This window comes from Aquamicrobium aerolatum DSM 21857 (assembly GCF_900113935.1).
GTDB lineage: Bacteria > Pseudomonadota > Alphaproteobacteria > Rhizobiales > Rhizobiaceae > Aerobium > Aerobium aerolatum.
This window is the reverse complement of sequence record NZ_FORF01000008.1, coordinates 51,667-78,341: the sequence shown is the minus strand read 5'-3', so window position 1 is coordinate 78,341 and position 26,675 is coordinate 51,667. Positions and strand designations below refer to the sequence as shown.

Here is a 26,675-nt window from a genome sequence, read left to right as displayed (position 1 = left end):
CAACGGGAAACAGCGGATGGCGGGTTCCGAACTATCGGCGCAAAGCGCCCATCGCGTCGAAAAACCACCTCGGCGCCGGGATGCGGTCACGCGCTTCTTCGGCAGGTTCTGGCGCATCATCGCGCGCTACCTGCCCAAGCGTCTCTATGCCCGCTCGCTGATCATCGTCATTGCCCCGATGATCCTGCTGCAATCGGTCGTCGCCTTCGTCTTCATGGAGCGCCACTGGCAGACGGTGACCGAACGCCTGTCGACCGCCGTGACACGCGACATCGCCGCGATCATCGACATGATCGAAACCTACCCGTCCGATGATGGCTACGCCAATGTCATCCGCATCGCGCAGGAGCGGCTGCACCTCAAGATCGATATTCTGCCGCCCGATCCCCTGCCCCCGCCCGGCCCGAAACCGTTCTTCTCCATTCTCGACCAGTCGCTCAGCCAGCAGATCAACCGGCAGATCAACCGTCCATTCTGGATCGACACAGTCGGCGCATCGAACATCATCGAGATCCGCGTGCGGCTCGACGAAAAGGTGCTGCGCGTCTTCGCCCGGCGCAGCCAGGCCTACGCCTCCAACACGCACATCTTCCTGATGTGGATGGTCGGCACCTCGCTGGTGCTGCTCGCCATCGCCGTCGCCTTCCTGCGCAACCAGATCAAGCCAATCCTGCAGCTTGCGGAAGCCGCTGAAAGCTTTGGCAAGGGGCGCCCGATGCCGACCGACTTCCGCCCACGCGGTGCAGAAGAGGTGCGGCGCGCCGGTGCGGCCTTCATCCAGATGCGCGAGCGCATCGAGCGCCAGATCGAGCAACGCACCGCGATGCTCACCGGCGTCAGCCATGATCTGCGCACCATTCTGACGCGCTTCAAGCTCCAGCTAGCTCTGGACAATTCCAAATCAGGCCGCGACGCGCTCAATCAGGACATCGACGACATGCAGTCGATGCTGGAAGGCTATCTCGCCTTCGCGCGCGGCGAAGCCGGCGAGGACACCGGCACGTTCGACCTTGCCATCTATCTTTCAAAGATCGAGGAAGAAGCGCGGTTGCGTAACCGCACGCTGACCGTCGTCCTGTCTGGTGCGCCCGAAGTCCATGTCCGCCCGAACGCCTTCTCGCGCCTGCTTGCAAACGTCACCGGCAACGCCTTCCGCTACGCAAAAACGGTCAAGGTCACCGCCAGCCACGCGCGCGGCTCGCTGCTGGTGATCGTCGATGACGATGGCCCCGGCGTTCCGCCCGAAAAGCGCGAGGACGTGTTCAAGCCATTCGTGCGGCTGGATGAAGCGCGCAATCAGGATGCCAGCGGAACCGGCCTCGGGCTCGCCATCGCGCGGGACATCGCCCGCAGCCATGGTGGAGATATTTCACTGGAAGACAGCCCCCTCGGCGGCCTGCGGGTGATCGTGCGGATTCCAGCCTGAGCGGAATCCGTTTCGGGACAAAGACATGCGCGACTGCAAACGCGCTTCAGGCCAGCGGGCCGGGGCTAGGGCTGGAATTGGCAAGCACGAAATCTGCACGCATGGCGACAGTTCCATGTGCGACTTCGATCAGTTCATGACCGAGCCGCCGATAGCCCTCGATCAGCGCGTCATACTCCCGGCAGGCATCCTCAAAGCTTTTGCCGCGCTCCCCATCGTCGCAATAAATCGCCCGCCATGGCGGCAGCACGAATACTCTTCGCGCATAGCGATACGCCTGCACCGCCCACTTCAGCTCATCGGGGACCGCAAATCCTTGCATCTCAAGAAATGAGGTGAGGTCCACCAACCCGCGATCGAAGAAGACCGGACCGTCGGCGACCATGGTCGCATTGTAGAGATGGAATGTTCCTGACGCTGCAAGATCGACAAATCGTTGCGCGTCTGTCCACGGCAAACCATTGCCGCCAATGTGAAGCTGTTCGCGCACAATCTGCCGGCCTGCTTCGGGACGAACGAGATGACCACGCCGCGCCAGTTCGCGCAGCAATGTGGATTTACCTCCACCGGAGCAGCCGGTCAGGATAAACGCCAGACCGCTTGCCGCCAGCAAGGGATTGCCTGGCTGATAGGCCGTCTCGTCATCCATTGGCATGACTCGCGACGTCGTTTTCGAAACTCAGAACAGCTTGCCGCCGTTGGGCACTGGCTTGTCGATGGCAGCCAGCACCACTTCGCCGTCTTCGTCCGGAAAGCCGAGAGTCAGCACTTCGGACATGAACTTGCCGATCTGGCGCGGCGGGAAATTCACCACCGCCATCACCTGCCGCCCGACGAGCGTTTCCGGCGTGTAGTGGCGGGTGATCTGCGCGGAAGTCTTCTTGACGCCGATCTGCGGACCGAAATCGATCTGCAGCTTGTAGGCCGGCTTGCGTGCTTCGGGATAATCCTCAGCGGCAATGATCGTGCCGGCGCGGATGTCCACGGCATCGAAATCGGGAAAGGTGATTTCGGGACGCAGCCCGTTGTCGTCGCTCATGCCCGCCTCAGCAGCTGCCCTGCGTTTCAAACAGCACATTGGCGAGCGCATCGCGTGCGCTCGAACCCGACCACACGACGAACTGGAACGCCTGGAAATAGCATTCGCACGCTTCCAGCGCGGAAGACAGCAGCACTTCAACCTGCTGGCTCGTTGGCTCGGCGCCGCCAGCCAGGAGCAGCGATTGGCGGAACATGATCGCGCCTTCGCGCTCCCACAGGTCGAAATGCCCGAACAGCATCTGCTCGTTGATCAGCGACAAAAGCCGCATGACCTCAAGCGCGCGGTTTTCCGGCACCTTGATATCGAAGGCGCAGGCAAGGTGCAGCGCCTCGAAATCTTCCATCCATGAAAACGAGACGTGATAATCCGTCCACGTCCCCGCAACGGAAATGGCGATTTCATCATCGCCGACACGCTCGAACGACCAGTCATTCATGTTAGCGACGTGTTCGATCACATCCACAGGATGAAGATCGCGCGCCACGTCCAGTTCAAGCAGATCCATCAAACGTCTCTTCCCGTCGAATCCAAGTGTAAGCGTCCGCGAAAGCCCCCAACGGCGTGCGCAGTGCAAGAAATCGGCTACTGAGGAAGGCAGGTTGGCGAGCTACACAAACAAGGCTCTGCCGAACCGAACCACCCGACACTTCTCGACGCGCTAAAAGCAGCGCTTCGAATCATGCAGTAAATTCAGTGTATTGCAGCAGAGTCGCGTGAACAGCCCCTTTTTGGCGAATGGGGCGATTGCGATGTGGATAGAATAGAAACGTTGGATTCAAAGTGGAGTCTAAGCGACTCTCGCGCCAACGTTTTTTCACGTTGGCGCCATGTGGAAAAGTTTACGGAAAATTTACCGTGTCGCGCCGTTTTCCGGCTCGGAAGCGTTGTTTTCCGGCGATTCGGACGCCGCGAGGCCAAGCTTTGCCTCAAGTTCAGCGACTCGCGCCGCCAGTTTCTTGTTCTCGGCACGCGCCTTCAACGCGATCTCGCGCATCGCATCGAACTCTTCGCGCTGGACAATGTCCATCGAGTTCAGGATGCGCTCCGCCTGGCCGCGAAACGCGGTCTCGACTTCACGACGAACGCCCTGCGCCGCACCTGCGGCATCGGTCATCAACTTGGCGAATTCGTCCAGAATACGGTTTGGTCCGGTCGACATGGTTGGCCTCGCATTGGTACTGCACAGGTGCAAGTAGTGGCCTGCACACAGGAATGCAAGGCAGCCTACACCACTTCGACCACGCTTGACCTGCGAAAATGCGGCGCGCATATGGTCGTCTGACGAAACAGCCAATGGGCCGCCCCGTGACCGAATTTCTCCTGCCGCTGACCGTCCTGACCTTCCCCCAGATCGACCCGGTGCTGCTTCAGATCGGCCCGCTTGCGGTCCACTGGTATGGGCTGGGCTATGTTGTCGGCATTCTGTTCGCCTGGTGGTATGCGCGCCGCCTCGTCACCAATGACCGCCTCTGGGGTCCGGGCGGCAGCGCGATCAGCCCGGTCGACATCGATGATTTCCTCATCTGGGCGGCCGCGGGCGTCGTTCTGGGCGGACGTCTCGGTTACATCCTGTTCTACGACTTCGCGCGCTACATCGAGAACCCGGCCTCTATCTTCGCGGTCTGGCAGGGCGGCATGTCGTTTCACGGCGGCCTCACCGGCGTCACGCTGGCGATGATCCTGTTTGCGCGCCGTCGCGGTTTCAGCATCTGGAGCCTGTTCGACATCATCGCGGCGGGCGTGCCTGTCGGCTTCGGCCTCGTGCGCGTCACCAATTTCATCAATTCCGAACTCTGGGGCCGCCCCACCGACGTTGCCTGGTCCTTCGTCTTTCCCAATGGCGGCCCGGACCCGCGCCATCCGAGCCAGCTCTACGAAGCGCTGCTGGAGGGGCTTGCGCTCTTCATCGTGCTGCGCCTCCTCACCCATTCAGCCTTGAAGCTGAAGCAGCCCGGCTTCGTCGCTGGCGCCATGGTCGCCTGGTATGGCGCATCGCGCATCTTCGTCGAGTTCTTCCGCGAGCCGGATGCACATATCGGCTATCTCGCCGGCGGCTGGCTCACCATGGGCATGATCCTGTCGGTGCCGATGGTGCTGCTGGGCGTCTGGGCGATGCTGCGCGCACAAAAGGCGGCAGCGGCCTGAATGTCTGATCTCAAGGAACGACTGAAGCGTCTCATCGCCAGCGACGGCGCGATCTCGGTGGCCGACTACATGGCAATCTGCCTGTTCGATCCCGAATCCGGCTACTACACCACGAGCGAGCCCTTCGGCGTCAGCGGCGATTTCGTTACTGCGCCCGAAATCAGCCAGATGTTCGGCGAGCTGATCGCGGTCTGGGCGCTGTCGGCATGGCACCAATCCGGCAAGCCGGTCCCGTCGATGCTGGCGGAAATCGGGCCCGGCAACGGCACGCTGATGGCCGACATTCTGCGCACCCTGAACCAGCTCGACCCGACCTTCGTCATCCTCTCGCGCATCGGCATGATTGAGGCGAGCCCGCGCCTTGCCGAAAAGCAGCGCCAGAAACTTGGCACCGGCAAGGCCAAACCGACCTGGTTCCCGGACGTCTCCAAGCTCCCGAAAGTGCCGCTGATCCTCATCGGCAACGAAATTTTCGACGCGCTGCCGTTCCGCCAGTTCGTCAAAACCGACAGCGGCTGGCGCGAACGCATGGTCAGCCTCGATGACAAGGGCGAATTGTGCTTCTCCGTCGGGCTTGGCGGCCTCGACGAAAACATCCTGCCCGCCAGCGCCAAGACCGCCGAAGAAAGCGCGATCTTTGAGGTTGCCCCTTCCCGTGAAGCGTTGATGGACCTTGTCGCCGCGCACATCGCCAAACATGGCGGCGCTGCCCTCTTTGCCGATTACGGCCATCTGCAATCGGGCGTCGGCGACACATTTCAGGCCATGCGCGCCCATGCCTATGACGACCTGTTCGCCAATCCGGGTATGGCCGACCTGACCTCGCATGTCGATTTCGAGGCGCTTGCAGGCGTTGCACGGCGGCACGGTCTCGACGTCACCCTGTCCACCCAGGCCGAATTTCTGGTGGGCATGGGGCTTCTGGAGCGCGCTGGCGCGATGGGTGCGCCGCTCGACCAGCAAGGCCGCCAAGCCATTCAACGAGATGTTGATCGCTTGGCCGGCGCAGATCAAATGGGCAATCTTTTCAAGGTGATGATGATCGCTCCCAAGGGGGTCTCGCTACCGCCCTTCGGAACAATGGATTGACTTTTGCCCCTCGCCTGCTCCACGATCCGCGCGCAAATCGGGCGCTTCGTCATCGCGCCGCCTCACTTTTGACCGGCGACCACGAGGGACACGAAATAGCATGAACGACAGCGTTCAGCCGGACCCGATCCGGTCAGGTGCCCTTGATCTGCCTGGCATCCGGCATGGTTTCTTCACCAGAAACGGCGGCGTTTCGACCGGCATCTATCGCGGCCTGAACGTCGGTGTCGGCTCGCAGGACATTGCTGGCAATGTTGCCGAGAATCGTCGCCGCGTGGCCTCCTGGCTGGGCGTCACGCCGCAAAATCTCCTGACCCTCTATCAGATTCATTCCGCCGATGCGCTGGTGGTGAGCGAGCCATTTTCCGGCGAGCGCCCCCGCGCCGACGCCATGGTCACCGACCGCCCCGGCATCGCTCTTGGCGCACTTGCCGCCGACTGTGGACCGATCCTTTACGCCGACGCCCAAGCCGGCGTCATCGGCGCGGCCCATGCCGGCTGGAAAGGCGCGCTCACCGGCGTTTTGGAAGCCACCATCGAGGCGATGGAACAGCTTGGCGCGGAGCGCTCGCGCATCGTCGCCACCCTCGGCCCGTCGATCAGTGCGGCCAATTATGAAGTCGGTCCCGAATTCGTCGAGCGCTTCGTCGCTTCGGATGCGACCAACGCAGACTATTTCACCCCTTCGTCGAATGTCGATCATGCAATGTTCGACCTGAACCGCTATACTGTCGACCGCTTGAAGCGCGCTGGCATACAGGCCGACATGCTGGGCCGCTGCACCTATTCCGACGAAGACGATTTCTATTCATACCGCCGCACGACACACCGGCAGGAACCGGACTATGGACGCCAGATTTCGGCGATCGTTCTGGAGGACATCTGATGGCGCTGCACTTCGACCGAACCGAATTTGACGCACGGCGCGACCGCCTCGTCATCGAAATGGCTGCCCGCAAGCTCGACGCCATGCTGCTGTTCTCGCAGGAGAGCATGTACTGGCTCACCGGCTACGACACCTTCGGCTTCTGCTTCTTCCAGTGCCTTGCGGTGAAGGCCGACGGCTCGATGGTGCTGATGACCCGCTCCGCCGATCTGCGGCAGGCGCGCCAGACCTCGATTCTCGACAACATCGTCGTGTGGACCGACCGCGACGGGGCCAATCCCGCTTCCGAATTGCGCAACCTGCTCAATGAGCTCGATCTGCTCGGCTGCCGCATCGGCATCGAGTACGACACCCACGGCCTGACCGGGAAGAACACTCGGCTGCTCGATGAGGAAATGCGCACCTTCGCCACCACCGAGGACGCGTCCGACATCATCTCTCGCCTGCGCCTGTTCAAGAGCGCCGCGGAAATCGCCAAGGCGACCAAAGCGGCCGCGCTGACGGATGCGGCGCTTGAAGCCGCCCTTCCGCTCATCAAGCAGGGTGGCGATGAAGGCGCGATCCTTGCCGCGATGCAGGGCGCGATCTTTGCCGGCGGCGGCGACTACCCTGCCAACGAGTTCATCATCGGCTCCGGTGCCGACGCACTCCTGTGCCGCAACAAGTCCGGTCGCCGCAAGCTCAACAAGAATGACCAGCTCACGCTCGAATGGGCCGGCGTCTTCAACCATTATCACGCACCGATGATGCGCACGATCCTGACCGGCAAGGCCTCGCGCCGCCATCAGGAACTGTTCGAAGCCGCCCGCGATGCCTTGCTCGCCGCTGAAAAGGCGATGGTTCCGGGCCGCACCTTCGGCGATGTCTTCGACGCCCATGCCAAGGTGATGGAAGCGCACGGCCTCACCCGCCATCGTCTCAACGCCTGTGGCTATTCGGTCGGCGCGCGCTTCTCGCCGTCATGGATGGACGCGCAGATGTTCTACGCCGGCAACCCGGAGCCGATCGCGCCCGACATGACGCTGTTTGCGCATATGATCATCATGGATTCCGACAGCGAGACGGCCATGACGCTCGGTCGCACGTACCTGACGACCGACAGCGCCCCAAAAGCCCTCTCGCGCCACGACCTCGACCTCATCGTCCAGTGACGAGCGACTGCCCATGCCTTACAACCACAGATCAAGGCAATTTGCCTTGAATCTGACCTCACACCGAATGCTCGCTCTCGTGGCGGCTGCGGCGCTTGCTGGCTGCACCAGCGCGCAGGACGTGCTGGAGCCTTCCGCACTGCTCGGCGACGCGAGCAATCCGCTCCCGCAGGCGATGTTCTCAACCGACTCGGACGAGCAGGTCGCAGCCGCCCGGCTGGACGCGCGCGTGCGCTTCACGCCCGTCATCGGCGCAACCGAGCAGGCATCCGCACCACTGGCGCGCCGTGTCGCAGAGCGCGCCGCCTTGCGTGGGATCACGCTGACCGAACCGGAAGACGGCTCGGCGACCCATGTGCTGAGAGGCTATTTTTCCGCGATCTCGGAGCGTGACGGTACGACTGTCATCTATGTCTGGGATGTGATGGATGCGACCGGAGCGCGAGTCCACCGCATTCAGGGGCAGGCGATTTCGCCGGTCAGCCAGCCGCAGGGCTGGGACGGTGTCGATGCCCGCACGATGGAAGCAATCGCCGATCAGACCGTCGAACAACTGGCGGCATGGCTGCTGGTTCGTCAGGGCTGAACCGCAACATGAATGCGACACATTTGTCGCTGTTTGACAAATGCCAGCGGTTTGTCGCCGTTCGCACTTGCAATATGAGCCAACGCCGCTAAAAGCCAGCACATATCCTTCGCCGGGGAAATTCCATGAAACTTTTTGCAGGTAACTCCAACAGGGTACTGGCAGAGGCTGTTGCCCGTTACCTAAACATTCCGCTTGGCAAAGCCACTGTTCGCAGGTTTGCCGATCAGGAAATATTCGTCGAGATTCAGGAGAATGTGCGCGGGGAAGACGTGTTCATCCTCCAGTCCACCTCCTACCCGGCGAATGACCATCTGATGGAACTGCTGATCATGATCGACGCCTTCCGTCGTTCGTCTGCACGTCGCATCACTGCGGTCATCCCGTATTTCGGCTATGCCCGCCAGGACCGCCGCGCGTCCGGTCGCACACCGATTTCTGCCAAGCTGGTGTCCAATCTCATCACCCAGGCTGGCGCCGACCGCGTCCTGACGCTCGACCTTCATGCCGGGCAGATCCAGGGCTTCTTCGACATTCCGACCGACAACCTCTTCGCGGTTCCCGTGCTCGCACGTGACGTGAAGAAGAACTACGAACTGCCGAACGTCATGGTCGTCTCGCCTGACGTTGGCGGCGTGGTCCGCGCGCGTTCGCTCGCCAAGCGTCTCGATGCGCTGCTGGCAATCGTCGACAAGCGCCGCGAAAAGCCGGGTGAATCCGAAGTGATGAACATCATCGGTGACGTGCGCGGCAAGGACTGCCTGCTCATCGACGACATCGTCGATTCCGGCGGAACGCTCTGCAACGCGGCAGATGCGCTTCTGGCCAATGGCGCAACCAGCGTCACCGCCTACATCACCCACGGCGTGCTGTCGGGCGGCGCGGTCAACCGCATCGCGTCCTCGGCGCTTAAAGAGCTGGTCACCACCGACTCGATCCAGCCGACATCCGCTGTTGCTGCTGCCCCGAACATCCGTATCGTCACGATTGCGGACCTGATCGGTGAAGCGATTTCGCGCACCGCAAGCGAGCAGTCGGTCTCCAGCCTGTTCGACTGATCAGCCCAGCGCTGAAATCACGATCCCCATGATCGCCGCCATTGCAAGGACGGCGATCATGTTCAGCCGCAGGACGCTGAGCGCGACCACCGCGGCGGCGGCGATCAGCAAAGACGCGATGTCCAGGCTTGCCATCTGCGGCACTGGAATTTCCAGCGGCCCCGCCATCAGCGTCTCAACCCGCCCAAACAGCACATGCATTCCAAACCACAGCGCAAGGTTGGCGATGATGCCGACCACCGCCGCCGTGACGGATCCGAGTGCCGCTGAAAGCCATTTCACCTCGCGCAGTTTCTCCAGATAGGGCGCGCCGGCAAAGATGAACAGGAAGCTGGGCACGAAGGTGAACCACAGCGCCACAAGTGCTCCGCCGAGCCCGCCCAGCACCGGGTCGAGCCCGGACAGACGCGCGCCGCCGAGAAAGCCGACGAACACCAGAACGAGGATCAGCGGTCCCGGCGTCGTTTCGGCAAGGCCGAGCCCCGTCAGCATTTCGTCGGGCTGCAACCAGCCATGGATTTCGACCGCCTGCTGCGCGACCCAGGCCAGCACCGCATAGGCGCCCCCGAATGTCACCGCCGCCATGATGGAGAAGAACCCGCCCTCCTGCGTGAACACATGGTCTGCGCCCAGTGTCAGAAAGAGCAGCGCCAGCGGCCTAAGCCAGATGCCGAGCCAGAGCGCCAAGGTCGTGAACAAATGCGCCAGCGGCGGCGCATCGATGCTTGCTGCGCTTTCAACCCGATGCGCCCGGTTGCCGCCGAGCAGGTATCCCAGCATCCCGACCGCCATCGCTGCAACGATCACGACCGGAAACGGCACCTTCAAAAGCATGATCGCAAGCAGTGAGAGAACTGCCGTCCCCACCTCTGCCGGGCTGTGCAGCGCGCGCTTTGACACTTTCAGCAGCGCCTCCAGCACCACGGCCAGCACCGCCGCTTTCAGGCCGAACAGCAGCCCCTGCACCAAAGTGACCTCACCGGCCAGCAGATAGACGATCGACAGCGCCACCAGCACCAGCGCGCCCGGCATCAGGAACAGCAGCCCCGCGATCAGTCCGCCCCGCGTGCCATGCAGCAGCCAGCCCGAATAGGTCGCAAGCTGCATCGCCTCCGGTCCGGGCAGAAGCATGCAATAGTTGAGCGCATGGAGAAACCGCGCCTCGTCGAGCCAGCGCTTTTCGTCCACCAGCACGCGGTGCATCAGCGCGATCTGCCCCGCCGGGCCGCCAAACGAGATCAGCCCGATCCGCGCGAACACAGCGGTCATCTCGCCAAGGCCAGGTCTTCCTGCTTCCTGCACCGCACCCTCCACACCGTCCCGTCGGGCTCACCACATGCCGGTGACATGCTGATGACAGCTGTCGCTACAGCGCGAGTCGACGCTCGATACCGATGTTCTCCAGAAATGTCTCGTCGTGGCTGATCACCAGCAGCGCGCCGCCAAACTCCCGCAACCCTGCCTCCACCTCGGCAACAGACTCAAGATCAAGATGGTTTGTCGGCTCGTCCAGCATCAGCATTTCAGGTGGGCTTTTTCCCGCCGCCACGCAGGCAAGCCCTGCACGCAACCTTTCCCCTCCCGAAAGGGTCGACACCATTTGCAACGCAGCATCCGCGCGAAACGCATAGCGCGCCAAAGCGCTCCGGCATTCATTGTCGCTCGCCCCCGCATTGATGCGGCGATAATTGTCGAGGATCGATGCATCCTCCTGCAACAGGCTGACCTGCTGGTCGAAATAGGCAATGCGCGCATGCACCTGCAGCGTTCCGCCCAGAGGCGGCAGCAGCCCCGCCAGCGTTTTGAGAAGCGTCGACTTGCCCGCCCCGTTGCGCCCGCTCACTGCCACGCGCTCCGGCCCGGCAATGGTCAGGTCGACAAGGTTCAGCACGCCTCCATTCGCGTGACCGATGGCAAGCGCGCGTGCTTCCACCAGCACCTTGCCGGCTGGAACCTGCGCCCCGCTCATCCCCGCCGTGAACGGCGTCCGGCGCTCGACTGCATCGCTGCTGCGCTCCAGCGCCTCACGTGCGTCCGCTTCCAGCCGCTCCGCCAGCCGGTCGACCCGCCCGGTCGTGGCTTCCGCCCGCTCCTTGCGGGCATCCAGCAATATCTTTGGGTCGGAACTTCCCGCCCGGCTTTCGCGGCCTGCTGACGCACGCCTTGCCTGCCGCTCCCTCGCCTCCTGCGCCGCGCGTTCCTTCTGCCGCATCATCCGCTCGGCGCTCTCCAGCGCCTTTTCCGCGCCCGCGCGTTCCGCATCGCGCTGCGCCTGATAGGCGTCGAAATTGCCGCCATAGATCCGCGTCCCGCGCGATGACAGTTCGATGATCCGGTCCATCCGCGCCAGCAATTCCCGGTCATGGCTGACGATCACCGCCCCGCCCCGCCAGCGGTCGAGAAAATCGTAAAGCGCCTGCCGCCCGTCGCGGTCGAGATTGTTGGAAGGCTCGTCAAGCAGGATCAGGTCGGGCTCGTGGAATGCGAGTGCGGCCAGCGCCGCGCGTGTGCGCTGCCCCCCGCTCAGCGTCACCAGAAGCCGGTCAAATGCCACGCCCTCCAGCCCGACATCCGTCAGCGCTTTTTCGAAACGCGCTTGAAGGGTCCAGTCGGCCTCAGCCAGATCGTCATCATCTGCCACGCCTGCCTCGATCCGGGTCAGCCGGGCAAGTTGCGCCTCAACGTCGAACAGCCCTGCCACGGTTTCGTCGTCGCGCACATGCGCCATCTGGCGCAAGAGCGCGATCTTGCCCGACCTGCGCACGGTGCCTGTGGTCGGCTGTGCCACGCCCGCCAGCAGCGAAATCAGCGACGACTTGCCGACGCCGTTGCACCCGACAAGGCCGGTTATCTCGGCCCCGAAGGCAAGATCGATATTTTCGAAAAGCAGACGTCCGTCAGGAAGCTGAAATGAAAGTCCGTGAGCAGAGAGAAACGACATGGGACACCGCGAACAGGGATGCAGAAAGGGCGAAATTAGCGCGCTTTGCATCGTTCATCGGGGTCACTCCTGTGCTGGTTTCGGTCCCTCTATAGCCTCTGGCGGCTGCGATGCAAACATCTGCGTGCGCCCGCCCTGCCGCAGATAGGTGCGCGGCGCGACGCCCAGCATGCGTCGAAACATCGTCGTGAATGCCGGCGCGCTTTCATAACCCAGCCCCAGCGCCACTTCCGTCACGGTCTTGCCCCGCGCCAGAAGCGGCAGCGCCGCCAGCAACACCGCCTGCCGTCGCCAGACGGACAGGCTCAGGCCGGTCTCGCGCTGAAACGCGCGGGTGAAACTGCGCCGGCTCATCCCCGCACGATCCGCCCATTCGTCAATCGGCGCTTCCGCGTTGGGCTTTGCAATGAACGCCCTGCACAATTTCATCAACCGTGGATCGGCCGGAAACGGCAGCGCGAACGGGCGCGGCTCCAGCCGCGCCATTTCCAGCAGCATCAACTGCATCACGGCATGCGCGCGCGCGTCCGCATCCATCGTTCGTGTCTGCACCGCCTCGATCACCAGGCTGCGCATCAATCCGTTGACAGCCAGCACCCGCAGATCGTCCGGCAGACCGGCGCTTGCATCCGGCGCAACATAGACGGAGCGCATCTGCACCATGCCGAGCATTTCAACCGCATGTTCCACCCCCGTGGGTATCCACATCGCATGATCGGGCGGCACCATCCAGCGGCCCTGCCCGGTGGAAATCATCACCGTGCCGCGAAACGGAAACAGCATTTGCGCGCGCCCGTGACGGTGCGCCGGAATGCGCGTCCCGTCGGCATAGTCGGTCGCCAGCGCGATGACATCGCCCTTGGCGCTGTCGATCCATTCCAGCCTTGTCGCCAGCGTTGCGTTGATATCGCTCGTCATCGGTGCAGTTTGGCCCAATCGCGAAAGAAATCGACCAAACCACAAAGGACGACTACATACAATGCGCGTATGCAAGCGTGGTAGACTGGGAGCATCTCGCGCCGAATGCGCTGCTTCCACGCTTCTGCACAATTTCCGGCTTCACCCGCATCTCCGCTTCCGGTGAAGCCGCTTGAAAGGATTGCTGTCTTGACCGACATGACTGCTGGTGCGTCGCGCCCTTCCGTACAGACGACCGTGTTTCCGGTGATCCTGGCGGTCAGCCTGTGCCATATGATCAACGACGTGATGCAGTCGCTTTTGGCGGCGATCTATCCGATGCTGAAGGAAGACTACGCGCTCGACTTCTGGCAGATCGGTCTGCTGACCCTGACATTCCAGATCACCGCATCGCTGTTGCAGCCTGCCATCGGGCTCTACACGGACAGGCGTCCGATGCCGCAATCGCTGCCCATCGGCATGGCCTCCAGCCTGATCGGCCTGCTGATGCTTGCCTACGCCTCCTCCTACACGCTGCTTTTGTGCGGCGCGGCGCTGATCGGCATCGGCTCGGCAATCTTCCACCCTGAATCCTCGCGCGTGGCGCGGCTTGCCTCTGGCGGACGCTATGGCCTTGCGCAATCGCTGTTTCAGGTCGGCGGCAATTTCGGCAGCGCCATCGGCCCGCTCCTGGCCGCGTTCATCGTCGTGCCACGCGGGCAGGCAAGCGTCGCCTGGTTCTGCGTCCTCGCCCTGCTGGGCATCATCATCCTGCATCAGGTCGGCAACTGGTATAGTCGCTTCACGGCGGCAAATGCCGGACGCGGCCCGGTCGACCTCACGCTGCCCCTGCCGCGCAACCGCGTCGTCGTCGCGCTCGTGGTGCTTGCATTGCTGGTGTTCACCAAGAACATCTACACCGCCAGCGTCTCCAGCTATTACACCTTCTTCCTGATCGAAAAATTCGACCTCGACGTCCAGTCGGCGCAGATGATGCTGTTCCTGTTCCTCGGCGCGATGGCGCTCGGCACGGTGCTGGGCGGCCCGCTCGGCGACCGCATCGGCTCCAAGGCCGTCATCTGGTTCTCGATCCTCGGCGTCTTGCCGTTCACGCTCGCCCTGCCCTATGCCGATTTGTTCTGGAGCGGCGTGCTGTCTTTCATCATCGGCGTAATCCTGGCTTCCGCATTTCCGGCGATCGTCGTCTTTGCACAGGAACTGGTGCCGGGCCGCGTCGGCATGATTGCCGGCGTGTTCTTCGGCTTTGCGTTCGGCATGGGCGGAATTGCGGCCGCGGTGCTCGGCGTCCTTGCCGACCGCAACGGCATCGAGTGGGTCTACCAGGTCTGTTCCTACCTGCCGTTCCTGGGCCTCCTGACGATTCTGCTGCCCAATATGCGGGATCTGCGGCGCTAGCACCCGGCAGTGCGGAAAACATGCAACAACCGGGCCTCAAAGCGATCATTTCCGTCGTTTTGCGGGCCCGTAGCTGCCTTGCGCCGCTAAGTCACTTCCGCTATAGGAGCGCCACCCGCGTAGACACCCTTGGAGGCAATGCGGTGGGGAGCGGCTTCCGCCTGGAACGCCGCTTTCGACGTTTGGGGACCACGGTTCTCAGGCGCTCCAAATACAAACGAAAGGAAATGCCATGAGCTACGAACTCAAGGCCGAGCTTCGCAACCGGGTCGGTAAGGGGTCCGCCCGTGAACTGCGTCGCAACGGTATGGTCCCTGCAGTAATCTACGGCGACAAGCAGGCTCCGCTGTCGATCGCCCTGAACTACAAGGACGTCTACTACAAGATTCACGGCGGCGGTTTCAAAACCACCATCGCCACGATCGTCGTTGACGGCAAGAAGATCCAGGTTCTCCCCAAGGACTACCAGCTGGATCCGGTTCGCGACTTCCCGATCCACGTTGACCTGCTGCGCGTTTCCAAGAACACGCAGGTGACCGTGCAGATCCCGGTTCGCTTCCTCAACGAAGAGAAGTCGGCTGGCATCAAGCGCGGCGGCGTGCTGAACATCGTGCGTCACGAGATCGAAGCCATCGTTGCTGCCAACTCGATTCCGGATGCCATCGAAGTCGACCTGGAAGGCACCGAAATCGGTGACACCATTCACGTCTCCGCAGTCAAGCTGCCGGAAGGCGTCGAGCCGACCATCACCGACCGCGACTTCACCATCGCGACCATCGCTGCTCCTGCTGGCCTCAAGTCTGAAGAAGGCGAAGAAGCCGCCGAAGAAGCAAGCGAGTAATCGCCTTTCGGCCGGGAGCGTCGTTCCATGCTGCTACTTGTCGGCCTCGGCAATCCCGGCCCCAAATATGAGAACAACCGGCACAATGTCGGTTTTCTGGCGGTGGACGCTATCGCCCGCCGCCGCTCCTTCTCTCCCTGGTCGAAGAAGTTCCAGGGCCTCATCGCCGAGGGTCGCCTCAATGACGAGAAGGTGCTGCTGCTCAAGCCCCAGACCTTCATGAACCTTTCCGGTCAGTCTGTCGGCGAAGCCATGCGCTTCCACAAGATCCCCGCCTCTGATGTCGTCGTGCTCTACGACGAGCTCGACCTTGCCCCTGGCAAGGTACGCGTCAAGGTCGGCGGCAGTGCCGGCGGCCATAACGGCATCCGTTCCATGGACGCGCATTGCGGCAAGGACTACCGCCGCGTGCGCATCGGCATCGGCCATCCGGGCGTCAAGGAAATGGTCATGCCGCATGTGCTTGGCGACTTTTCCAAGGCCGATCAGGTCTGGCTCGACCCGCTGCTCGACTCCATCGCGTCCGACGCCGACTATCTCGTGCGCGGCGATGACAATGGCTTCATGAACAAGGTCACGCTTGCCGTTCGCGGCACCGAACCGGAAGCACCCGCACCGAAGAAATCAGCGCCAAAAGCACAAAGCCATATCCGCCAGGCCCGTCCGCAGGCGCCCGCCATCAAAGCGCCCGAGAGTGGGCCGATGGCCGACATGCTGCGCAAGCTGTTCGGCAACAAGGGGTGACGACGCCCGACGCGGATGGAACGAAATCCGCCCGGACGCGTCTTCGCAGGACCATGCCGGACCCCCGCCCCCTGACACCCGGCAACGAGCCGGAATCGATCGAAGACGTGCTCGGACGCGTCGAAGAGGCTGCTGGTGAAGAACACCACACCTCGGTGGAGGACATTGTCGACAAGATCGGCGACGATGCCTTTGCGCCGCTGATGCTGGTGCCCGCGCTGCTGATGGTCTCGCCCGCCACCGCAATCTTTGGCTTTGGCACCATCTGCGCCATCATCATTGTCACCATCGCGCTCCAGATGCTGATCGGGCGCAAGCAATTGTGGCTGCCGCAATTCATCCTGCGCCAGAAGATGCAGTCCCGCCATGTCGAGCGCTCGGTCGACTTCCTGACCCGCCCCGCACGCGCCATCGACGCGATGACCCGCCCGCGCCTGTCTTTCCTTGTCGATGCACCGGCGGACCGTCTGTGGGCGGCGCTCATCATCGCTCTGTCGCTGCTCGTCCCGTTCTTCGAACTGGTGCCGATGTCGGCAACGATCATCGGCGGGTCGATCACGCTCTTTGGCCTTGCCGTTCTGGCGCGCGACGGATTGCTGGCAATTTTCGGCCTGACCATCCTTGGAGCCGCCGCCTACCTGCTGTGGAACGTCGCGACTTGATGCCAAGGGGTTGACGATCCGGTCCCCGTTGCGCATAGCCCTAGGCAAATTTCGGTCTCCCGATAGGATCACACCATGGGTTTCAAATGCGGCATCGTTGGTTTGCCCAACGTTGGTAAATCGACGCTTTTCAACGCGCTGACGAGGACCGCGGCCGCGCAGGCCGCCAACTACCCGTTCTGCACCATCGAGCCGAACACCGGCGAGGTGGCGGTTCCAGACCCGCGCATGCAGGCGATTGCCAACATCGCCGGATCCAAGGAACTGATCCCGACGCGCATCTCCTTTGTCGACATTGCCGGCCTCGTGCGCGGCGCGTCCAAGGGCGAAGGCCTCGGCAACCAGTTCCTCGCCAATATTCGCGAAGTCGACGCCATCGTCCACGTCCTGCGCTGCTTCGAAGATGATGACATCACCCATGTCGAAGGCCGCATCGATCCGGTCGCCGACGCCGAGACGGTCGAAACAGAGCTGATGCTCTCCGACCTTGAGAGCCTTGAGCGCCGCGTCATCCAGACCCGCAAGCGCGCCGGTGCCAAGGACAAGGAATCGCTGGCGGTGCTGCCGGTCATGGAGCAGGCTCTCGCCTTGCTGCAGGACGGCAAGCCGGTCCGCATCATGCTCAAGGACATCGCCCTCGACGATCTCAAGATCCTGCAAGGGCTTAACCTGCTGACCTCCAAGCCGGTGCTCTACGTCTGCAACGTGGCCGAAGCTGAAGCCTCGACCGGCAACGAACACACCAAGGCTGTCGCCGACATGGCGACGTCGCAGGGCGCGCGCTCCGTCATCATCTCGGCGGCCATCGAGGCGGAAGTCGCCCAGCTTCCCGACGAGGAAGCCAAGGAATTCCTCGACGAGATGGGTCTGGAAGAGGCCGGCCTCGACCGCCTCATCCGCGCTGGCTACGAACTGCTCGACCTCATCACCTATTTCACCGCCGGGCCGAAGGAAACGCGCGCCTGGACCGTCGAGAAAGGTGCCAAGGCTCCGCAGGCCGCCGGCGTCATCCACACCGACTTCGAACGCGGTTTCATCCGAGCGCAGACCATCGCCTACAATGACTATGTCACGCTGGGCGGTGAAGTCGGCGCCAAGGAAGCCGGCAAGGCGCGCGACGAAGGCAAGGAATATGTCGTCCAGGACGGCGACGTTCTCCTGTTCAAGTTCAACGTCTGATCCGATTGGCCGTGGCGCTGGAGCAATTTCAGCGAAACTGCGCAGAAACAAAAGGTAGAGCTATTCCGCCACTCTGGCAAAAGCGGAACAGCCCTACCGTCACGGGCCATCAGCCCTGTTGCATATGCCTGTGCCCGGTCTAATCTGCCCGGCAAATGATCGAACAGGATTTGCAATGAACGAGAAGAAATGGGCTTACGAGGACTTCGCCATCGGCGCGGTCATCGATCTGGGCACGAAGCACGTCACCGCCGAGGAAATCATCGAATTTGCCAGCGAGTTCGATGCGCAGCCCATGCATCTCGACGAGGAAGCCGGCAAGGCCAGCATTCTTGGCGGCCTGTCCGCCTCCGGCTGGCACACCTGCTGCATATTCATGCGCATGATGTGCGACGCGTTCCTGCTCGACTCCACCTCTCAGGGCTCCCCTGGCATGGATTATGTGCGGTGGAAGAAGCCGATCCTCGCAGGCGACACGCTCTACGGCACCAGCACGATCACCGCCATGCGCGAGTCGGCCTCCCGTCCCGGCCTTGGCTTCGTCACCGTGCGCCATGAGCTGAAGAACCAGCATGGCGTCGTCGTCACCGAGCTTCAGAACGTCGGCATGTTCCTCAAGCGCAACGTGGGAGCTGCGGCATGAGCCTCGACACCTATCTTCGCCTTGGCGAAACCATCACGCTGGGTTCGCACACTTTCACGCCCGAAGCGATCAAGGCTTTTGCCGCCAAATACGATCCCCAGCGCTTCCACATGGACGAAGAGGAGGCAAAGTCGAGCGTCTTCGGCAGCCTGTGCGCGTCCGGCTGGCACACTGCCGCCACGTGGATGAAGTACAATCTGGCCGCGCGCGAGGATGCTGGCGAAATGCCCTGGACCGGCGAAGGCGAAGCGCCGGAGTTCGGTCCCTCGCCCGGTTTTCAGAACCTGAAATGGCTCAAGCCCGTCTATGCCGGCGAGACCATCACCTTCACGCGCCGCGCGGTGTCGCATCGCGCGCTCACCTCGCGCCCCGGCTGGCGCATCGTCACGCTCATCTGCGAAGCCTTTGACTCGCGCAACGACAAGGTGATCGAGTTCGAAAGCGTCGTGCTGGTCAAGGCAGGCCGGTAACCGCCCTGCCCGGCAAGTTTGGTCAGTGGTCGGCTTCGGCCACTGACACGGCTCTCAGATGCTGTTGCTTGCCCACGACCCGCGCTTTTGCCGGATCCGCCTTCTGCTCGTAAAGCTTGCGGTCGGCGGCTGCGACCACGGCGGCTGCGCCGAGTTCGCTCTGCGGCGCCCATTCGGCCACCCCGATCGCCGCAGCCAGCGCCAGCTCGCCATCGCCGACCCTGAACCTATAGGCGTCGATCCGCTGCCGGATGGTCTGGAGCACCCGCTGTGCATCGCGCTCGCCGGTCGCAGGCAGGATCAGGCAGAACTCGTCCCCGCCAATGCGTGTCACGACATCCGAACGCCTTGCGCATGACTTCATGATCCGCGCCACCTCGACCAGCGCCCGGTCGCCCGCCGCGTGACCGTGGGTGTCGTTGAGTTGCTTGAAGCCGTTCATGTCGGCCATCATCACCGCATAGGGCTCGCCCGCTGCGCTGGCATGCCGGTGCACTTCCGCCAGCCGCCGCGTGAAGGCCCGACGATTGCCAAGTCCGGTCAGGTCGTCGGTTTCCGACAATCTGGCAAGCTCGTCCTGCAACTTCTCGATCAGCATCACCGCAAAACCGAGGTTCCAGATGCTTGCCGTGAAGATCGTGCACATCAGAGCATAGGAAGCAAGCGTGTAGAAGCGGTCATATGGCAGCGCGCCCGTCATCACCCCGGCATTGCCGCCGATGACCGCCAGCTGCCCGAAGAGCGCGATCAGAAAGCCGCCGCCCGCCACCGCCCCGCCGATGCCCAGTGGCCGCATGCGCAGCAACGTGACGCTGCACAGCAGCATCACCGACGCCTGGCCGCCGGCATAGACCATGCTGCGCGCCCGGTCATTGTCGTGGAACAGCACCATCAGGCAGAGCGCGACCGCCGTCACCGCCACCGCGTGCGCCTGTCCGCCGCCCCGCTCCGAAAAGCGCCGCAACCCGACCCAGAACTGCATGAAGCTGTAGACGATGATGCTGTTGCCAATCACCGCCGGAGCCAGCGAGCCGGCATTGCCTTGGATGGCAAGCACGATGCCGCCGACGAGCGACAGCAGACAGGCCGCCAGCCAGTATCGCGGCGCGATCTGCTTCTTGTAGCGCAGCGTAAACGCGCCCCAGACGATTGCAACGGTCAGGGATGTGAGGAATATGACGACGTAGAGTGTCATGAAGTCAAGATTCGGCATGCCCGTTTCCTACCCGTTCCGCCCGCTCTTTCCCGCTCAATATTTGCTCCGCCAAAACAAAGGATGAATCGGCGCCGAGAAATTGCAATTATTCCGCGCGCCGCTGCCTTGCTTGCAAGCAGCTTACAGGTTCACCCCAAGCAATGGATATCCAAATGGTCTGGTACATTCTCGCCGCGCTCGCCCTGTTGTTGTTTCAGGCGCTTCTCACCGGTACGCTGCTGACGAAACAGGTCGGCTCTACCGATCAGATCGGCACGCGCGACGACCTGCCTGAGCCGAGCGTGGAACTGGGTCGTGCACGCCGCGCTTTGGCGAATTTTCAGGAAACGCTGCCGATCTTCCTGACGGTCGCGCTGCTGCTGGTCATCAAGGGCGTCGATGGGACGCTGGTGCATGTCGGCGGCCTGCTCTACATCGCCGGCCGCATCGCCCATCACTATTGCTACATGAAGGCGCTGTCGCCGTGGCGGTCCTACGCCTATGGCGTCGCGATGATCGGCATCCTGCTTCTCGTCATTGCGCTCGTACCCGCCCTCATCTGAGGGGCACGAGCGCCCGCCGGATCAATCGCCGTCGAACGAAATCAGCGTGTGCACCGGCACGCCGAGCGCCTCGATCTTGGCGCGCCCGCCAAGGTCCGGCAGGTCGATGACGAAGCAGGCCGCTTCGATCACCGCGCCCATCTGCTTCAGAAGCTTCACAGCGGCTTCAGCGGTGCCCCCGGTGGCGATCAGGTCGTCGATCAGGATCACCCGCTCGCCGGGCGCTATCGCGTCCTTGTGCATCTCCATCTCGTCGATGCCATATTCGAGGCTGTAGGCGACGCGCACGGTGTCGTGCGGCAGCTTGCCCTTCTTGCGGATCGGCACGAACCCGGCCGACATCTGGTGCGCAACCGCGCCCCCGAGAATGAAGCCACGCGCTTCGATCCCGGCAATCTTGTCGATCTTGGTTCCGGCCCAAGGATGCACCAGTTCGTCGACGGCACGGCGAAACGCGCGGGCATCGCCCAGCATCGTCGTGATGTCGCGAAACAGGACGCCCGGCTTGGGATAGTCCGGAATGGTGCGGATGGCGGATAGCAGGGTCTGTTCGAGTGTGGATTTCACCGACTTCACTCCGGTTCTGGTCAGTCCATCATGTGCTGCGGCAGTCAAAAAAGAAAAGGGCGGCTCGAAGCCGCCCCCAATCTTTGATCGTCTTTCGACGGGAGCATCAGGCCGAAATTCTCACCCAACCGATGCTTTTCCCTTAGAGCGCCGTGCGTCCAATTGGACGCACAAAGGACGCTCTAACACTTTGAATGAGCATCGGAATAATCCGAAAACCGTGTACAGTTTTCGGTCCGATGCTCTAGTGGTCGACGTTCGCCCACACCTTGCGCTTGGTCAGGTAGACCAGTGCGCCGAAGAGCATCAGGAACACCATCACGTTGAAGCCCATGTGCTTGCGTGCTTCCAGGTGCGGCTCAGCCGCCCACATCAGAAACGCCGCGACGTCATGCGCATACTGGTCAACCGTTTCCGGCGAGCCGTCGTCATAGCTGATCTGGCCGTCCGAGAGCGGGTTCGGCATCGACAGCGACGTGCCCGACAGGAAGTGCGGGTTGTAGTGGGTGCCCGGCTGCTGGTTGTAGCCTTCGGGCGCATCCTGGTAGCCGGTCAGCAGCGAATAGACATAGTCCGGGCCGCTCTCGGCATACTGGGTGAAGATGTCGAAGACGAAGGTCGGGAAGCCACGCTCCACCGCACGCGCCTTGGCAATCAGCGACAGGTCTGGCGGGGCAGCACCGTTGTTGGCGGCAGCTGCTGCTTCCGGGTTGGCGAATGGCGACGGGAAGTAGTCCGACGGCAGCGCCGCGCGGTCAAACATCTCGCCATCTGCGTTCGGGCCGTCATTGACCTCATATTCGGCGGCAAGTGAACGCACCTGCGCTTCCGAATATCCGAGGTCCGCGAGCGTGCGGAAAGCGACGCGGGTCAGCCCGTGGCAGGCTGCGCAGCCTTCGCGATAGACCTTGAGGCCCCGCTGCAGCTGTCCCTTGTCGTAGGTTCCGAACGGTCCGGCAAAGGTCCAGTCCTGCTCGACCGGCTTGACGAGCGGGTATTCAGCAGCCTGGGCGGAAGTGGCAACGCCGAGGGCGATACCGAATGCCGCCAATCCCTTGATGAAAGAATTCATGTTCAAGTCCTTGTCTGCCTGAAGCCGCTCAGCCCTGGGTTTCCGTGGCTGCTGCTGCGGTTTGCGCAGAAGCGGAGCCCTTCTTCTTCTTTTCGAGCACTGCCTCGGTGATCGAGTTCGGCAAACGACGTGGCGTCTCGATCAGGCCAAGAAGTGGCATGATGATGATGAAGAAGCCGAAGTAGAATGCCGTCGCAGCCTGCATCAGCGCGATGTAGATGCCTTCTGCCGGGCGCGAGCCGAGCCAGCCGAGGAACACCGCGTTGACCAGGAACAGCCAGAAGAACAGCTTGTACCATGGACGGTAAACGGCGGAGCGCACCTTGGATGTGTCGAGCCATGGCACGACGAACAGGATCAGGACCGCGCCGAACATTGCCAGGACGCCACCGAGCTTCGAGTCGATCGGCCCGATGCTGAAGGTGATCGCGCGCAGGATCGCGTAGAACGGCAGGAAGTACCATTCCGGAACGATGTGAGCAGGCGTCTTCAGCGGGTCAGCCGGGATGTAGTTGTCGGCATGGCCCATGAAGTTCGGGATGTAGAACACGAAGTAGGCGAACAGCGCGACGAACACGATCATCGCAAAGCCGTCCTTGATCGTCGCGTAAGGCGTGAACGGAACGGTATCCGTCTTGTGCTTCACTTCGATGCCGGTCGGGTTGGTCTGGCCGGTGATGTGGAAAGCCCAGATGTGCAGCACCACGACGCCAGCAATCATGAATGGCAGCAGATAGTGCAGCGAGAAGAAGCGGTTCAGGGTCGGGTTATCAACCGCGAAACCACCCAGCAGCAACGTCTGCACCCACTCGCCGACCACCGGAATGGCGGTGAAGAAGCCGGTGATGACGGTCGCGCCCCAGAAGGACATCTGACCCCATGGCAGCACATAGCCCATGAATGCCGTTGCCATCATCAACAGGTAGATGATGCAGCCGAGCACCCAGATGATCTCGCGCGGCGCCTTGTAGGAGCCATAGTAGAGACCACGGAAGAGGTGGATATAGACCGCAACGAAGAACATCGATGCGCCGTTGGCGTGCAGGTAGCGCAGCAACCAGCCCGAGTTCACGTCGCGCATGATCTTTTCGACCGAGTCGAACGCCAGCTGCGTCGAGGCCGAATAATGCATGGCAAGCACGATACCGGTGATCAGCTGCACGCCCAGCATCAGCGCCAGGATGCCACCGAAGGTGTAGGCGTAGTTGAGGTTACGCGGCACCGGGTAGGAAATGAACGAATCATGCACCAGCCGCGGAATTGGCAGGCGCGTGTCGAACCAGCGTCCGAGGCCGGTCGTAGGCGAATAGGTCGAGTGTCCACCGCTCATGGTCTAAAGCTCTCTCTTTCCCTCAACCGATCCTGATGACCGTATCGGAGATAAATTCATAGTTCGGAATATGCAGGTTTTCCGGTGCCGGGCCACTGCGAATGCGGCCTGCCGTATCGTAGTGCGAGCCATGGCACGGGCAGAACCAGCCACCGAAGTCGCCGGCCTGGCCAAGCGGCACGCAACCCAGATGGGTGCAGGAACCGATCATGACGATCCAGTTTTCCTTGCCTTCACCAGCCGAGCGATCGACGTCGGTTGCAGCAGCATCGGCGCCGAGATTGGCGTTGCGTGCGTTGGTATCGGGAAGATCGGCCACGGTGACCGCCTTGGCTTCTTCGATCTCGGCTTCCGTGCGGTTGCGGATGAAGATCGGCTTGCCGCGCCACTTCGCCGTCACCGACATGCCGGGTTCGATGGAAGAAATATCGACCTCGATCGTGGCAAGAGCCAGCGTCGATGCGTCAGGACGCATCTGGTCGATGAAGGGCCAAGCGACTGCGCCGGCGCCAACGACGCCAGTCATCGCAGTTGCGATGTAGAGAAAATCTCGGCGGTTATGCTCGATCGTTTCGTTCGCGCTCACGGGCACAGGATCCTTTCGCCTCACTTTAGCCTGAAAGGAATCTACCAGACTAGAACATACGTTCTGTACACCACCCTCGTCCGATGCATAGCAAGCTGGCGACGGCTGGCGGATTCCCCCTGCATTTGGGTGTGGTTTCTATGCGCGCTGCCAGCGATTGTCCAGTATCACGATATGGTGAGGGCAGATTGTCGCGGTGGATAGCCACAACTTCATGCTTCCGCAGCGCACGTCAGGCGTCCAGACCGCGCCGATGTGCCGGCGCACGCCCCGCCCGACAGGCCGCCTAGCTTCGTCCCTCACTCGGCGCTCTGCAGGTTTGACGCAAGGAAGCCGCCGGACTGTCGCCGCCACAATTGTGCATAAAGACCATCGCGCGCGATCAGCTGCTCATGCGTGCCTTCCTCGACAATCTTGCCCTTGTCGATGACGACAAGCCGGTCGAGCGCCGCAATGGTCGACAAGCGATGCGCGACGGCGACAACCGTCTTTCCGTCCATCAGCCGCGCAAGGTTTTCCTGGATCGCCGCCTCGACCTCGGAATCGAGCGCCGATGTCGCTTCATCGAGGATCAGGATCGGCGCGTCCTTCAGCATCATCCGGGCAATGGCGATTCGCTGGCGTTGGCCGCCGGAGAGCTTCACCCCGCGCTCGCCGACATGCGCGTCATAGCCCATCCGCCCTTTCGGATCGCTCGCGCCAAGGATGAACTCATGCGCCGCCGCGCGCTTGGCCGCCTCGACTATCTCTTCATTGGTCGCGCCGGGACGCCCATAGGCGATGTTGTCTCGGATCGAGCGATGCATCAGCAGCGGGTCTTGCGCCACCACACCGAACTGCGCCCGCAGCGAGGCCTGCGTTACGTCGCGAATATCCGTGCCGTCGAGCAGGATGCGCCCGCTCTCGATGTCGAACAGCCGCAGCGCAAGGTTGACCAGCGTCGTCTTGCCCGCGCCTGACGGGCCCACCAGCGCCACCCGCTCACCGGGGCGGATATTCAGGTCGAGGCTCTCGATCACCCCGCCCGGCTTGCCATAGTGGAAGCTGACATTGTCGAAGCGCAGATCGCCCTTGACCCGCGCAAGCGTCTTTGCACCCGGCTTGTCGCGCAGCTCCGGCTTCACCGAAATCGTGCCGGTCGCATCCTGCACCGTGGCAAAGGAGCGGATCAGGCCGTTGATGTTAAACATCATGTAGCCCGACATCTGGTTGAGGCGGAACACCAGCCCCATCGCGGCGGCAATCTCACCGGTCGTGGCATTGCCGTTCATCCAGCCGCGGATCGCCAGCCAGAACACGCCCGCCATCATGAAGCCGTTGAGGATCGCCACGGCCGAGCGCACGCTGGTGATGGAGCGCGTCAGCGCCTTCACCGCATCGAGATATCGCTCCATGCCGTCGCGCACATAATCGTTCTCGCGATGGCCGCTGTCGAACAGCTTCACCGCCATGATGTTGGTGAAGGCGTCGACCAGCCGGCCATTGAGGATCGAGCGTTCATCCGCCGAGCGCCGTCCTGCCGCGCGCAATTTCGGCAGCAACAGCCAGGCCGCGCCGAGATAGGCCACCAGCCAGACCGCAAGCAGCACGCCCAGCATCGGGTCGAGCATCACGAGGATCGTGCCGGCCAGAACGAGAAACGCCAGAAAGCTCCACATCGTCTGCAGCGTCGAGACGATGAAGTCGCCGGTCGCCTCCCCGCCTTGCAGAATCTTCGTGGCAATTCTTCCCGCGAAGTCATTCTGATAAAACGAATAAGGCTGTTCGATCACCCGCCGGAACGACTGCCAGCGCACCAGCTGGTAGAAGCTCGGCACGATGATCTGTTGCTCGACGACGGCGTTGAAGATCATCACCGCCGCGCGAATGACCAGCACCAGCACCAGAAACGCCGCCAGCGCCTGCCAATGGTCGGCGAGCAGCTGCGATGGCGACGACTTTTCCAGAAGATCGATCAGCCAGCCAAGCGACCAGTAGAGCGCCGCATCGACCGCGCCCGAAAGGCCGCCGACGATCAGGAGCAGGATGAACGGTCCCTTCGCCTGCCGCGCGAAAAACAGGATGAACTGCCACGCATCGCGCGGCAGCACCTCCCGTTCGGTGTCGGCAAACGGTTCGATGACGCCTTCCGGCTTGCGCCAGATGCGCTCGGCAAATCCGTCGTCTTTGCGCTCCTCATCGGCCAT

The 26,675-nt window shown here is 62.4% G+C and carries 28 protein-coding genes; 15 read left to right on the top strand and 13 right to left on the bottom strand.

The features are described from left to right. Positions 1-16: 16 nt before the first annotated feature. Entirely contained in the window at positions 17-1,426 is a 1,410-nt protein-coding gene (locus BMZ42_RS08265; RefSeq protein WP_091520905.1) for an ATP-binding protein, read from the top strand. Positions 1,427-1,472: 46 nt separating this feature from the next. Here the strand turns inward: BMZ42_RS08265 and BMZ42_RS08260 are convergent, their stop codons facing one another. The 4 genes from BMZ42_RS08260 to BMZ42_RS08245 form a co-directional block, all read right to left on the bottom strand. Continuing rightward, the gene (locus BMZ42_RS08260; protein ID WP_175556668.1) at positions 1,473-2,075 is read right to left on the bottom strand and encodes an AAA family ATPase; all 603 of its coding nucleotides are present in this window, start codon (positions 2,073-2,075) and stop codon (positions 1,473-1,475) included. 30 nt (positions 2,076-2,105) lie between these two features. Further along, entirely contained in the window at positions 2,106-2,465 is a 360-nt protein-coding gene (locus tag BMZ42_RS08255; RefSeq protein ID WP_091520900.1) for a tRNA-binding protein, read from the bottom strand. Positions 2,466-2,472: 7 nt separating this feature from the next. After that, on the bottom strand, positions 2,473-2,973 hold the full coding sequence (locus BMZ42_RS08250; protein ID WP_091520898.1) for a type III secretion system chaperone family protein: 501 nt from the start codon (positions 2,971-2,973) through the stop codon (positions 2,473-2,475). A 345-nt stretch (positions 2,974-3,318) separates the two neighbouring features. Beyond that, positions 3,319-3,627: an accessory factor UbiK family protein gene (locus BMZ42_RS08245; protein WP_091520896.1), complete on the bottom strand. Its 309-nt coding sequence runs from the start codon at positions 3,625-3,627 to the stop codon at positions 3,319-3,321. Positions 3,628-3,773: 146 nt separating this feature from the next. On the opposite strand from BMZ42_RS08245, the gene lgt reads away from it, so the two are divergent. From lgt to BMZ42_RS08215, 6 genes are all read left to right on the top strand, one after another. Then, the gene (lgt, locus tag BMZ42_RS08240; protein ID WP_091521121.1) at positions 3,774-4,613 is read left to right on the top strand and encodes a prolipoprotein diacylglyceryl transferase; all 840 of its coding nucleotides are present in this window, start codon (positions 3,774-3,776) and stop codon (positions 4,611-4,613) included. Then, complete coding sequence (locus BMZ42_RS08235) at positions 4,614-5,702, top strand: class I SAM-dependent methyltransferase (protein ID WP_091520894.1); 1,089 nt, start codon at positions 4,614-4,616, stop codon at positions 5,700-5,702. Between the two features lie 100 nt (positions 5,703-5,802). Then, positions 5,803-6,588 (top strand): peptidoglycan editing factor PgeF, encoded by a 786-nt coding sequence (gene pgeF, locus BMZ42_RS08230; protein ID WP_091520891.1) that lies wholly within the window; start codon positions 5,803-5,805, stop codon positions 6,586-6,588. After that, a complete protein-coding gene (locus BMZ42_RS08225; protein WP_091520889.1) occupies positions 6,588-7,739 on the top strand; it encodes a M24 family metallopeptidase in 1,152 nt (383 codons plus the stop codon). The genes pgeF and BMZ42_RS08225 overlap by 1 nt, the downstream gene beginning before the upstream one ends. 46 nt (positions 7,740-7,785) lie before the next feature. Beyond that, positions 7,786-8,325, top strand: a complete 540-nt coding sequence (locus tag BMZ42_RS08220) for a hypothetical protein (RefSeq protein WP_244523203.1) — start codon at positions 7,786-7,788, stop codon at positions 8,323-8,325. A 125-nt stretch (positions 8,326-8,450) separates the two neighbouring features. After that, positions 8,451-9,383 (top strand): ribose-phosphate pyrophosphokinase, encoded by a 933-nt coding sequence (locus BMZ42_RS08215; RefSeq protein ID WP_091520884.1) that lies wholly within the window; start codon positions 8,451-8,453, stop codon positions 9,381-9,383. Here BMZ42_RS08215 and chrA read toward each other — a convergent pair whose 3' ends face one another. The 3 genes from chrA to BMZ42_RS08200 all read right to left on the bottom strand — a co-directional run bounded on the left by chrA (position 9,384) and on the right by BMZ42_RS08200 (position 13,242). Next, positions 9,384-10,652 carry a chromate efflux transporter gene (gene chrA, locus BMZ42_RS08210; protein WP_091520882.1) on the bottom strand — a complete coding sequence of 423 codons (1,269 nt, stop codon included), beginning with the start codon at positions 10,650-10,652 and terminating at the stop codon, positions 9,384-9,386. Positions 10,653-10,749: 97 nt separating this feature from the next. Beyond that, positions 10,750-12,324, bottom strand: coding sequence for an ABC-F family ATP-binding cassette domain-containing protein (locus BMZ42_RS08205; RefSeq protein ID WP_091520879.1), 1,575 nt, complete (start codon positions 12,322-12,324; stop codon positions 10,750-10,752). 63 nt (positions 12,325-12,387) lie between these two features. Continuing rightward, on the bottom strand, positions 12,388-13,242 hold the full coding sequence (locus BMZ42_RS08200) for an AraC family transcriptional regulator (protein WP_091520877.1): 855 nt from the start codon (positions 13,240-13,242) through the stop codon (positions 12,388-12,390). Positions 13,243-13,440: 198 nt separating this feature from the next. On the opposite strand from BMZ42_RS08200, the gene BMZ42_RS08195 reads away from it, so the two are divergent. The 7 genes from BMZ42_RS08195 to BMZ42_RS08165 all read left to right on the top strand — a co-directional run bounded on the left by BMZ42_RS08195 (position 13,441) and on the right by BMZ42_RS08165 (position 19,176). Then, a complete protein-coding gene (locus BMZ42_RS08195; protein WP_091521118.1) occupies positions 13,441-14,637 on the top strand; it encodes an MFS transporter in 1,197 nt (398 codons plus the stop codon). Between the two features lie 232 nt (positions 14,638-14,869). Continuing rightward, the gene (locus BMZ42_RS08190; RefSeq protein ID WP_091520874.1) at positions 14,870-15,478 is read left to right on the top strand and encodes a 50S ribosomal protein L25/general stress protein Ctc; all 609 of its coding nucleotides are present in this window, start codon (positions 14,870-14,872) and stop codon (positions 15,476-15,478) included. A 27-nt stretch (positions 15,479-15,505) separates the two neighbouring features. Next, a complete protein-coding gene (pth, locus tag BMZ42_RS08185) occupies positions 15,506-16,222 on the top strand; it encodes an aminoacyl-tRNA hydrolase (protein WP_091520872.1) in 717 nt (238 codons plus the stop codon). A gap of 53 nt (positions 16,223-16,275) precedes the next feature. Then, positions 16,276-16,884 (top strand): exopolysaccharide biosynthesis protein, encoded by a 609-nt coding sequence (locus BMZ42_RS08180; RefSeq protein WP_091520870.1) that lies wholly within the window; start codon positions 16,276-16,278, stop codon positions 16,882-16,884. Between the two features lie 75 nt (positions 16,885-16,959). Further along, positions 16,960-18,063 carry a redox-regulated ATPase YchF gene (ychF, locus tag BMZ42_RS08175; protein WP_091520867.1) on the top strand — a complete coding sequence of 368 codons (1,104 nt, stop codon included), beginning with the start codon at positions 16,960-16,962 and terminating at the stop codon, positions 18,061-18,063. Between the two features lie 175 nt (positions 18,064-18,238). Next, the gene (locus BMZ42_RS08170) at positions 18,239-18,706 is read left to right on the top strand and encodes a MaoC family dehydratase (RefSeq protein WP_091520864.1); all 468 of its coding nucleotides are present in this window, start codon (positions 18,239-18,241) and stop codon (positions 18,704-18,706) included. Next, positions 18,703-19,176, top strand: a complete 474-nt coding sequence (locus tag BMZ42_RS08165; protein ID WP_091520862.1) for a MaoC family dehydratase — start codon at positions 18,703-18,705, stop codon at positions 19,174-19,176. Before BMZ42_RS08170 ends, BMZ42_RS08165 begins: the two co-directional genes overlap by 4 nt. Positions 19,177-19,198: 22 nt before the next feature. Here the strand turns inward: BMZ42_RS08165 and BMZ42_RS08160 are convergent, their stop codons facing one another. After that, the gene (locus BMZ42_RS08160) at positions 19,199-20,389 is read right to left on the bottom strand and encodes a GGDEF domain-containing protein (RefSeq protein WP_091520859.1); all 1,191 of its coding nucleotides are present in this window, start codon (positions 20,387-20,389) and stop codon (positions 19,199-19,201) included. 155 nt (positions 20,390-20,544) lie between these two features. Here BMZ42_RS08160 and BMZ42_RS08155 point away from each other — a divergent pair, with 155 nt between their 5' ends. Continuing rightward, positions 20,545-20,934, top strand: a complete 390-nt coding sequence (locus BMZ42_RS08155; RefSeq protein ID WP_175556667.1) for an MAPEG family protein — start codon at positions 20,545-20,547, stop codon at positions 20,932-20,934. A gap of 21 nt (positions 20,935-20,955) precedes the next feature. Here the strand turns inward: BMZ42_RS08155 and BMZ42_RS08150 are convergent, their stop codons facing one another. The 5 genes from BMZ42_RS08150 to BMZ42_RS08130 form a co-directional block, all read right to left on the bottom strand. Further along, a complete protein-coding gene (locus BMZ42_RS08150) occupies positions 20,956-21,501 on the bottom strand; it encodes an adenine phosphoribosyltransferase (protein WP_091521116.1) in 546 nt (181 codons plus the stop codon). 244 nt (positions 21,502-21,745) lie between these two features. Then, positions 21,746-22,573 (bottom strand): cytochrome c1, encoded by an 828-nt coding sequence (locus tag BMZ42_RS08145; protein ID WP_091520855.1) that lies wholly within the window; start codon positions 22,571-22,573, stop codon positions 21,746-21,748. Between the two features lie 28 nt (positions 22,574-22,601). Then, positions 22,602-23,903, bottom strand: a complete 1,302-nt coding sequence (locus tag BMZ42_RS08140) for a cytochrome b (RefSeq protein WP_091520854.1) — start codon at positions 23,901-23,903, stop codon at positions 22,602-22,604. Positions 23,904-23,925: 22 nt separating this feature from the next. Beyond that, positions 23,926-24,489, bottom strand: a complete 564-nt coding sequence (petA, locus tag BMZ42_RS08135; protein ID WP_091520851.1) for a ubiquinol-cytochrome c reductase iron-sulfur subunit — start codon at positions 24,487-24,489, stop codon at positions 23,926-23,928. Positions 24,490-24,788: 299 nt separating this feature from the next. Beyond that, positions 24,789-26,675 carry an ABC transporter ATP-binding protein gene (locus tag BMZ42_RS08130; RefSeq protein WP_091520848.1) on the bottom strand — a complete coding sequence of 629 codons (1,887 nt, stop codon included), beginning with the start codon at positions 26,673-26,675 and terminating at the stop codon, positions 24,789-24,791.

What these genes read in the sequence shown, in the direction of transcription:
- BMZ42_RS08155 (WP_175556667.1), top strand. Translation starts at nt 20,545, where the DNA reads ATGGTCTGGTACATTCTCGCCGCGCTCGCCCTGTTGTTGTTTCAGGCG.
- BMZ42_RS08180 (WP_091520870.1), top strand. Translation starts at nt 16,276, where the DNA reads ATGCCGGACCCCCGCCCCCTGACACCCGGCAACGAGCCGGAATCGATC.
- BMZ42_RS08160 (WP_091520859.1), bottom strand. Translation starts at nt 20,389, where the DNA reads ATGCCGAATCTTGACTTCATGACACTCTACGTCGTCATATTCCTCACA.
- BMZ42_RS08190 (WP_091520874.1), top strand. Translation starts at nt 14,870, where the DNA reads ATGAGCTACGAACTCAAGGCCGAGCTTCGCAACCGGGTCGGTAAGGGG.
- BMZ42_RS08215 (WP_091520884.1), top strand. Translation starts at nt 8,451, where the DNA reads ATGAAACTTTTTGCAGGTAACTCCAACAGGGTACTGGCAGAGGCTGTT.
- pth (WP_091520872.1), top strand. Translation starts at nt 15,506, where the DNA reads ATGCTGCTACTTGTCGGCCTCGGCAATCCCGGCCCCAAATATGAGAAC.
- BMZ42_RS08130 (WP_091520848.1), bottom strand. Translation starts at nt 26,675, where the DNA reads ATGGCCGATGAGGAGCGCAAAGACGACGGATTTGCCGAGCGCATCTGG.
- BMZ42_RS08265 (WP_091520905.1), top strand. Translation starts at nt 17, where the DNA reads ATGGCGGGTTCCGAACTATCGGCGCAAAGCGCCCATCGCGTCGAAAAA.
- pgeF (WP_091520891.1), top strand. Translation starts at nt 5,803, where the DNA reads ATGAACGACAGCGTTCAGCCGGACCCGATCCGGTCAGGTGCCCTTGAT.
- BMZ42_RS08225 (WP_091520889.1), top strand. Translation starts at nt 6,588, where the DNA reads ATGGCGCTGCACTTCGACCGAACCGAATTTGACGCACGGCGCGACCGC.
- BMZ42_RS08195 (WP_091521118.1), top strand. Translation starts at nt 13,441, where the DNA reads ATGACTGCTGGTGCGTCGCGCCCTTCCGTACAGACGACCGTGTTTCCG.
- ychF (WP_091520867.1), top strand. Translation starts at nt 16,960, where the DNA reads ATGGGTTTCAAATGCGGCATCGTTGGTTTGCCCAACGTTGGTAAATCG.
- chrA (WP_091520882.1), bottom strand. Translation starts at nt 10,652, where the DNA reads ATGACCGCTGTGTTCGCGCGGATCGGGCTGATCTCGTTTGGCGGCCCG.
- BMZ42_RS08145 (WP_091520855.1), bottom strand. Translation starts at nt 22,573, where the DNA reads ATGAATTCTTTCATCAAGGGATTGGCGGCATTCGGTATCGCCCTCGGC.
- BMZ42_RS08235 (WP_091520894.1), top strand. Translation starts at nt 4,614, where the DNA reads ATGTCTGATCTCAAGGAACGACTGAAGCGTCTCATCGCCAGCGACGGC.
- BMZ42_RS08200 (WP_091520877.1), bottom strand. Translation starts at nt 13,242, where the DNA reads ATGACGAGCGATATCAACGCAACGCTGGCGACAAGGCTGGAATGGATC.
- BMZ42_RS08140 (WP_091520854.1), bottom strand. Translation starts at nt 23,903, where the DNA reads ATGAGCGGTGGACACTCGACCTATTCGCCTACGACCGGCCTCGGACGC.
- BMZ42_RS08245 (WP_091520896.1), bottom strand. Translation starts at nt 3,627, where the DNA reads ATGTCGACCGGACCAAACCGTATTCTGGACGAATTCGCCAAGTTGATG.
- BMZ42_RS08205 (WP_091520879.1), bottom strand. Translation starts at nt 12,324, where the DNA reads ATGTCGTTTCTCTCTGCTCACGGACTTTCATTTCAGCTTCCTGACGGA.
- BMZ42_RS08165 (WP_091520862.1), top strand. Translation starts at nt 18,703, where the DNA reads ATGAGCCTCGACACCTATCTTCGCCTTGGCGAAACCATCACGCTGGGT.
- BMZ42_RS08250 (WP_091520898.1), bottom strand. Translation starts at nt 2,973, where the DNA reads ATGGATCTGCTTGAACTGGACGTGGCGCGCGATCTTCATCCTGTGGAT.
- BMZ42_RS08255 (WP_091520900.1), bottom strand. Translation starts at nt 2,465, where the DNA reads ATGAGCGACGACAACGGGCTGCGTCCCGAAATCACCTTTCCCGATTTC.
- BMZ42_RS08170 (WP_091520864.1), top strand. Translation starts at nt 18,239, where the DNA reads ATGAACGAGAAGAAATGGGCTTACGAGGACTTCGCCATCGGCGCGGTC.
- BMZ42_RS08260 (WP_175556668.1), bottom strand. Translation starts at nt 2,075, where the DNA reads ATGGATGACGAGACGGCCTATCAGCCAGGCAATCCCTTGCTGGCGGCA.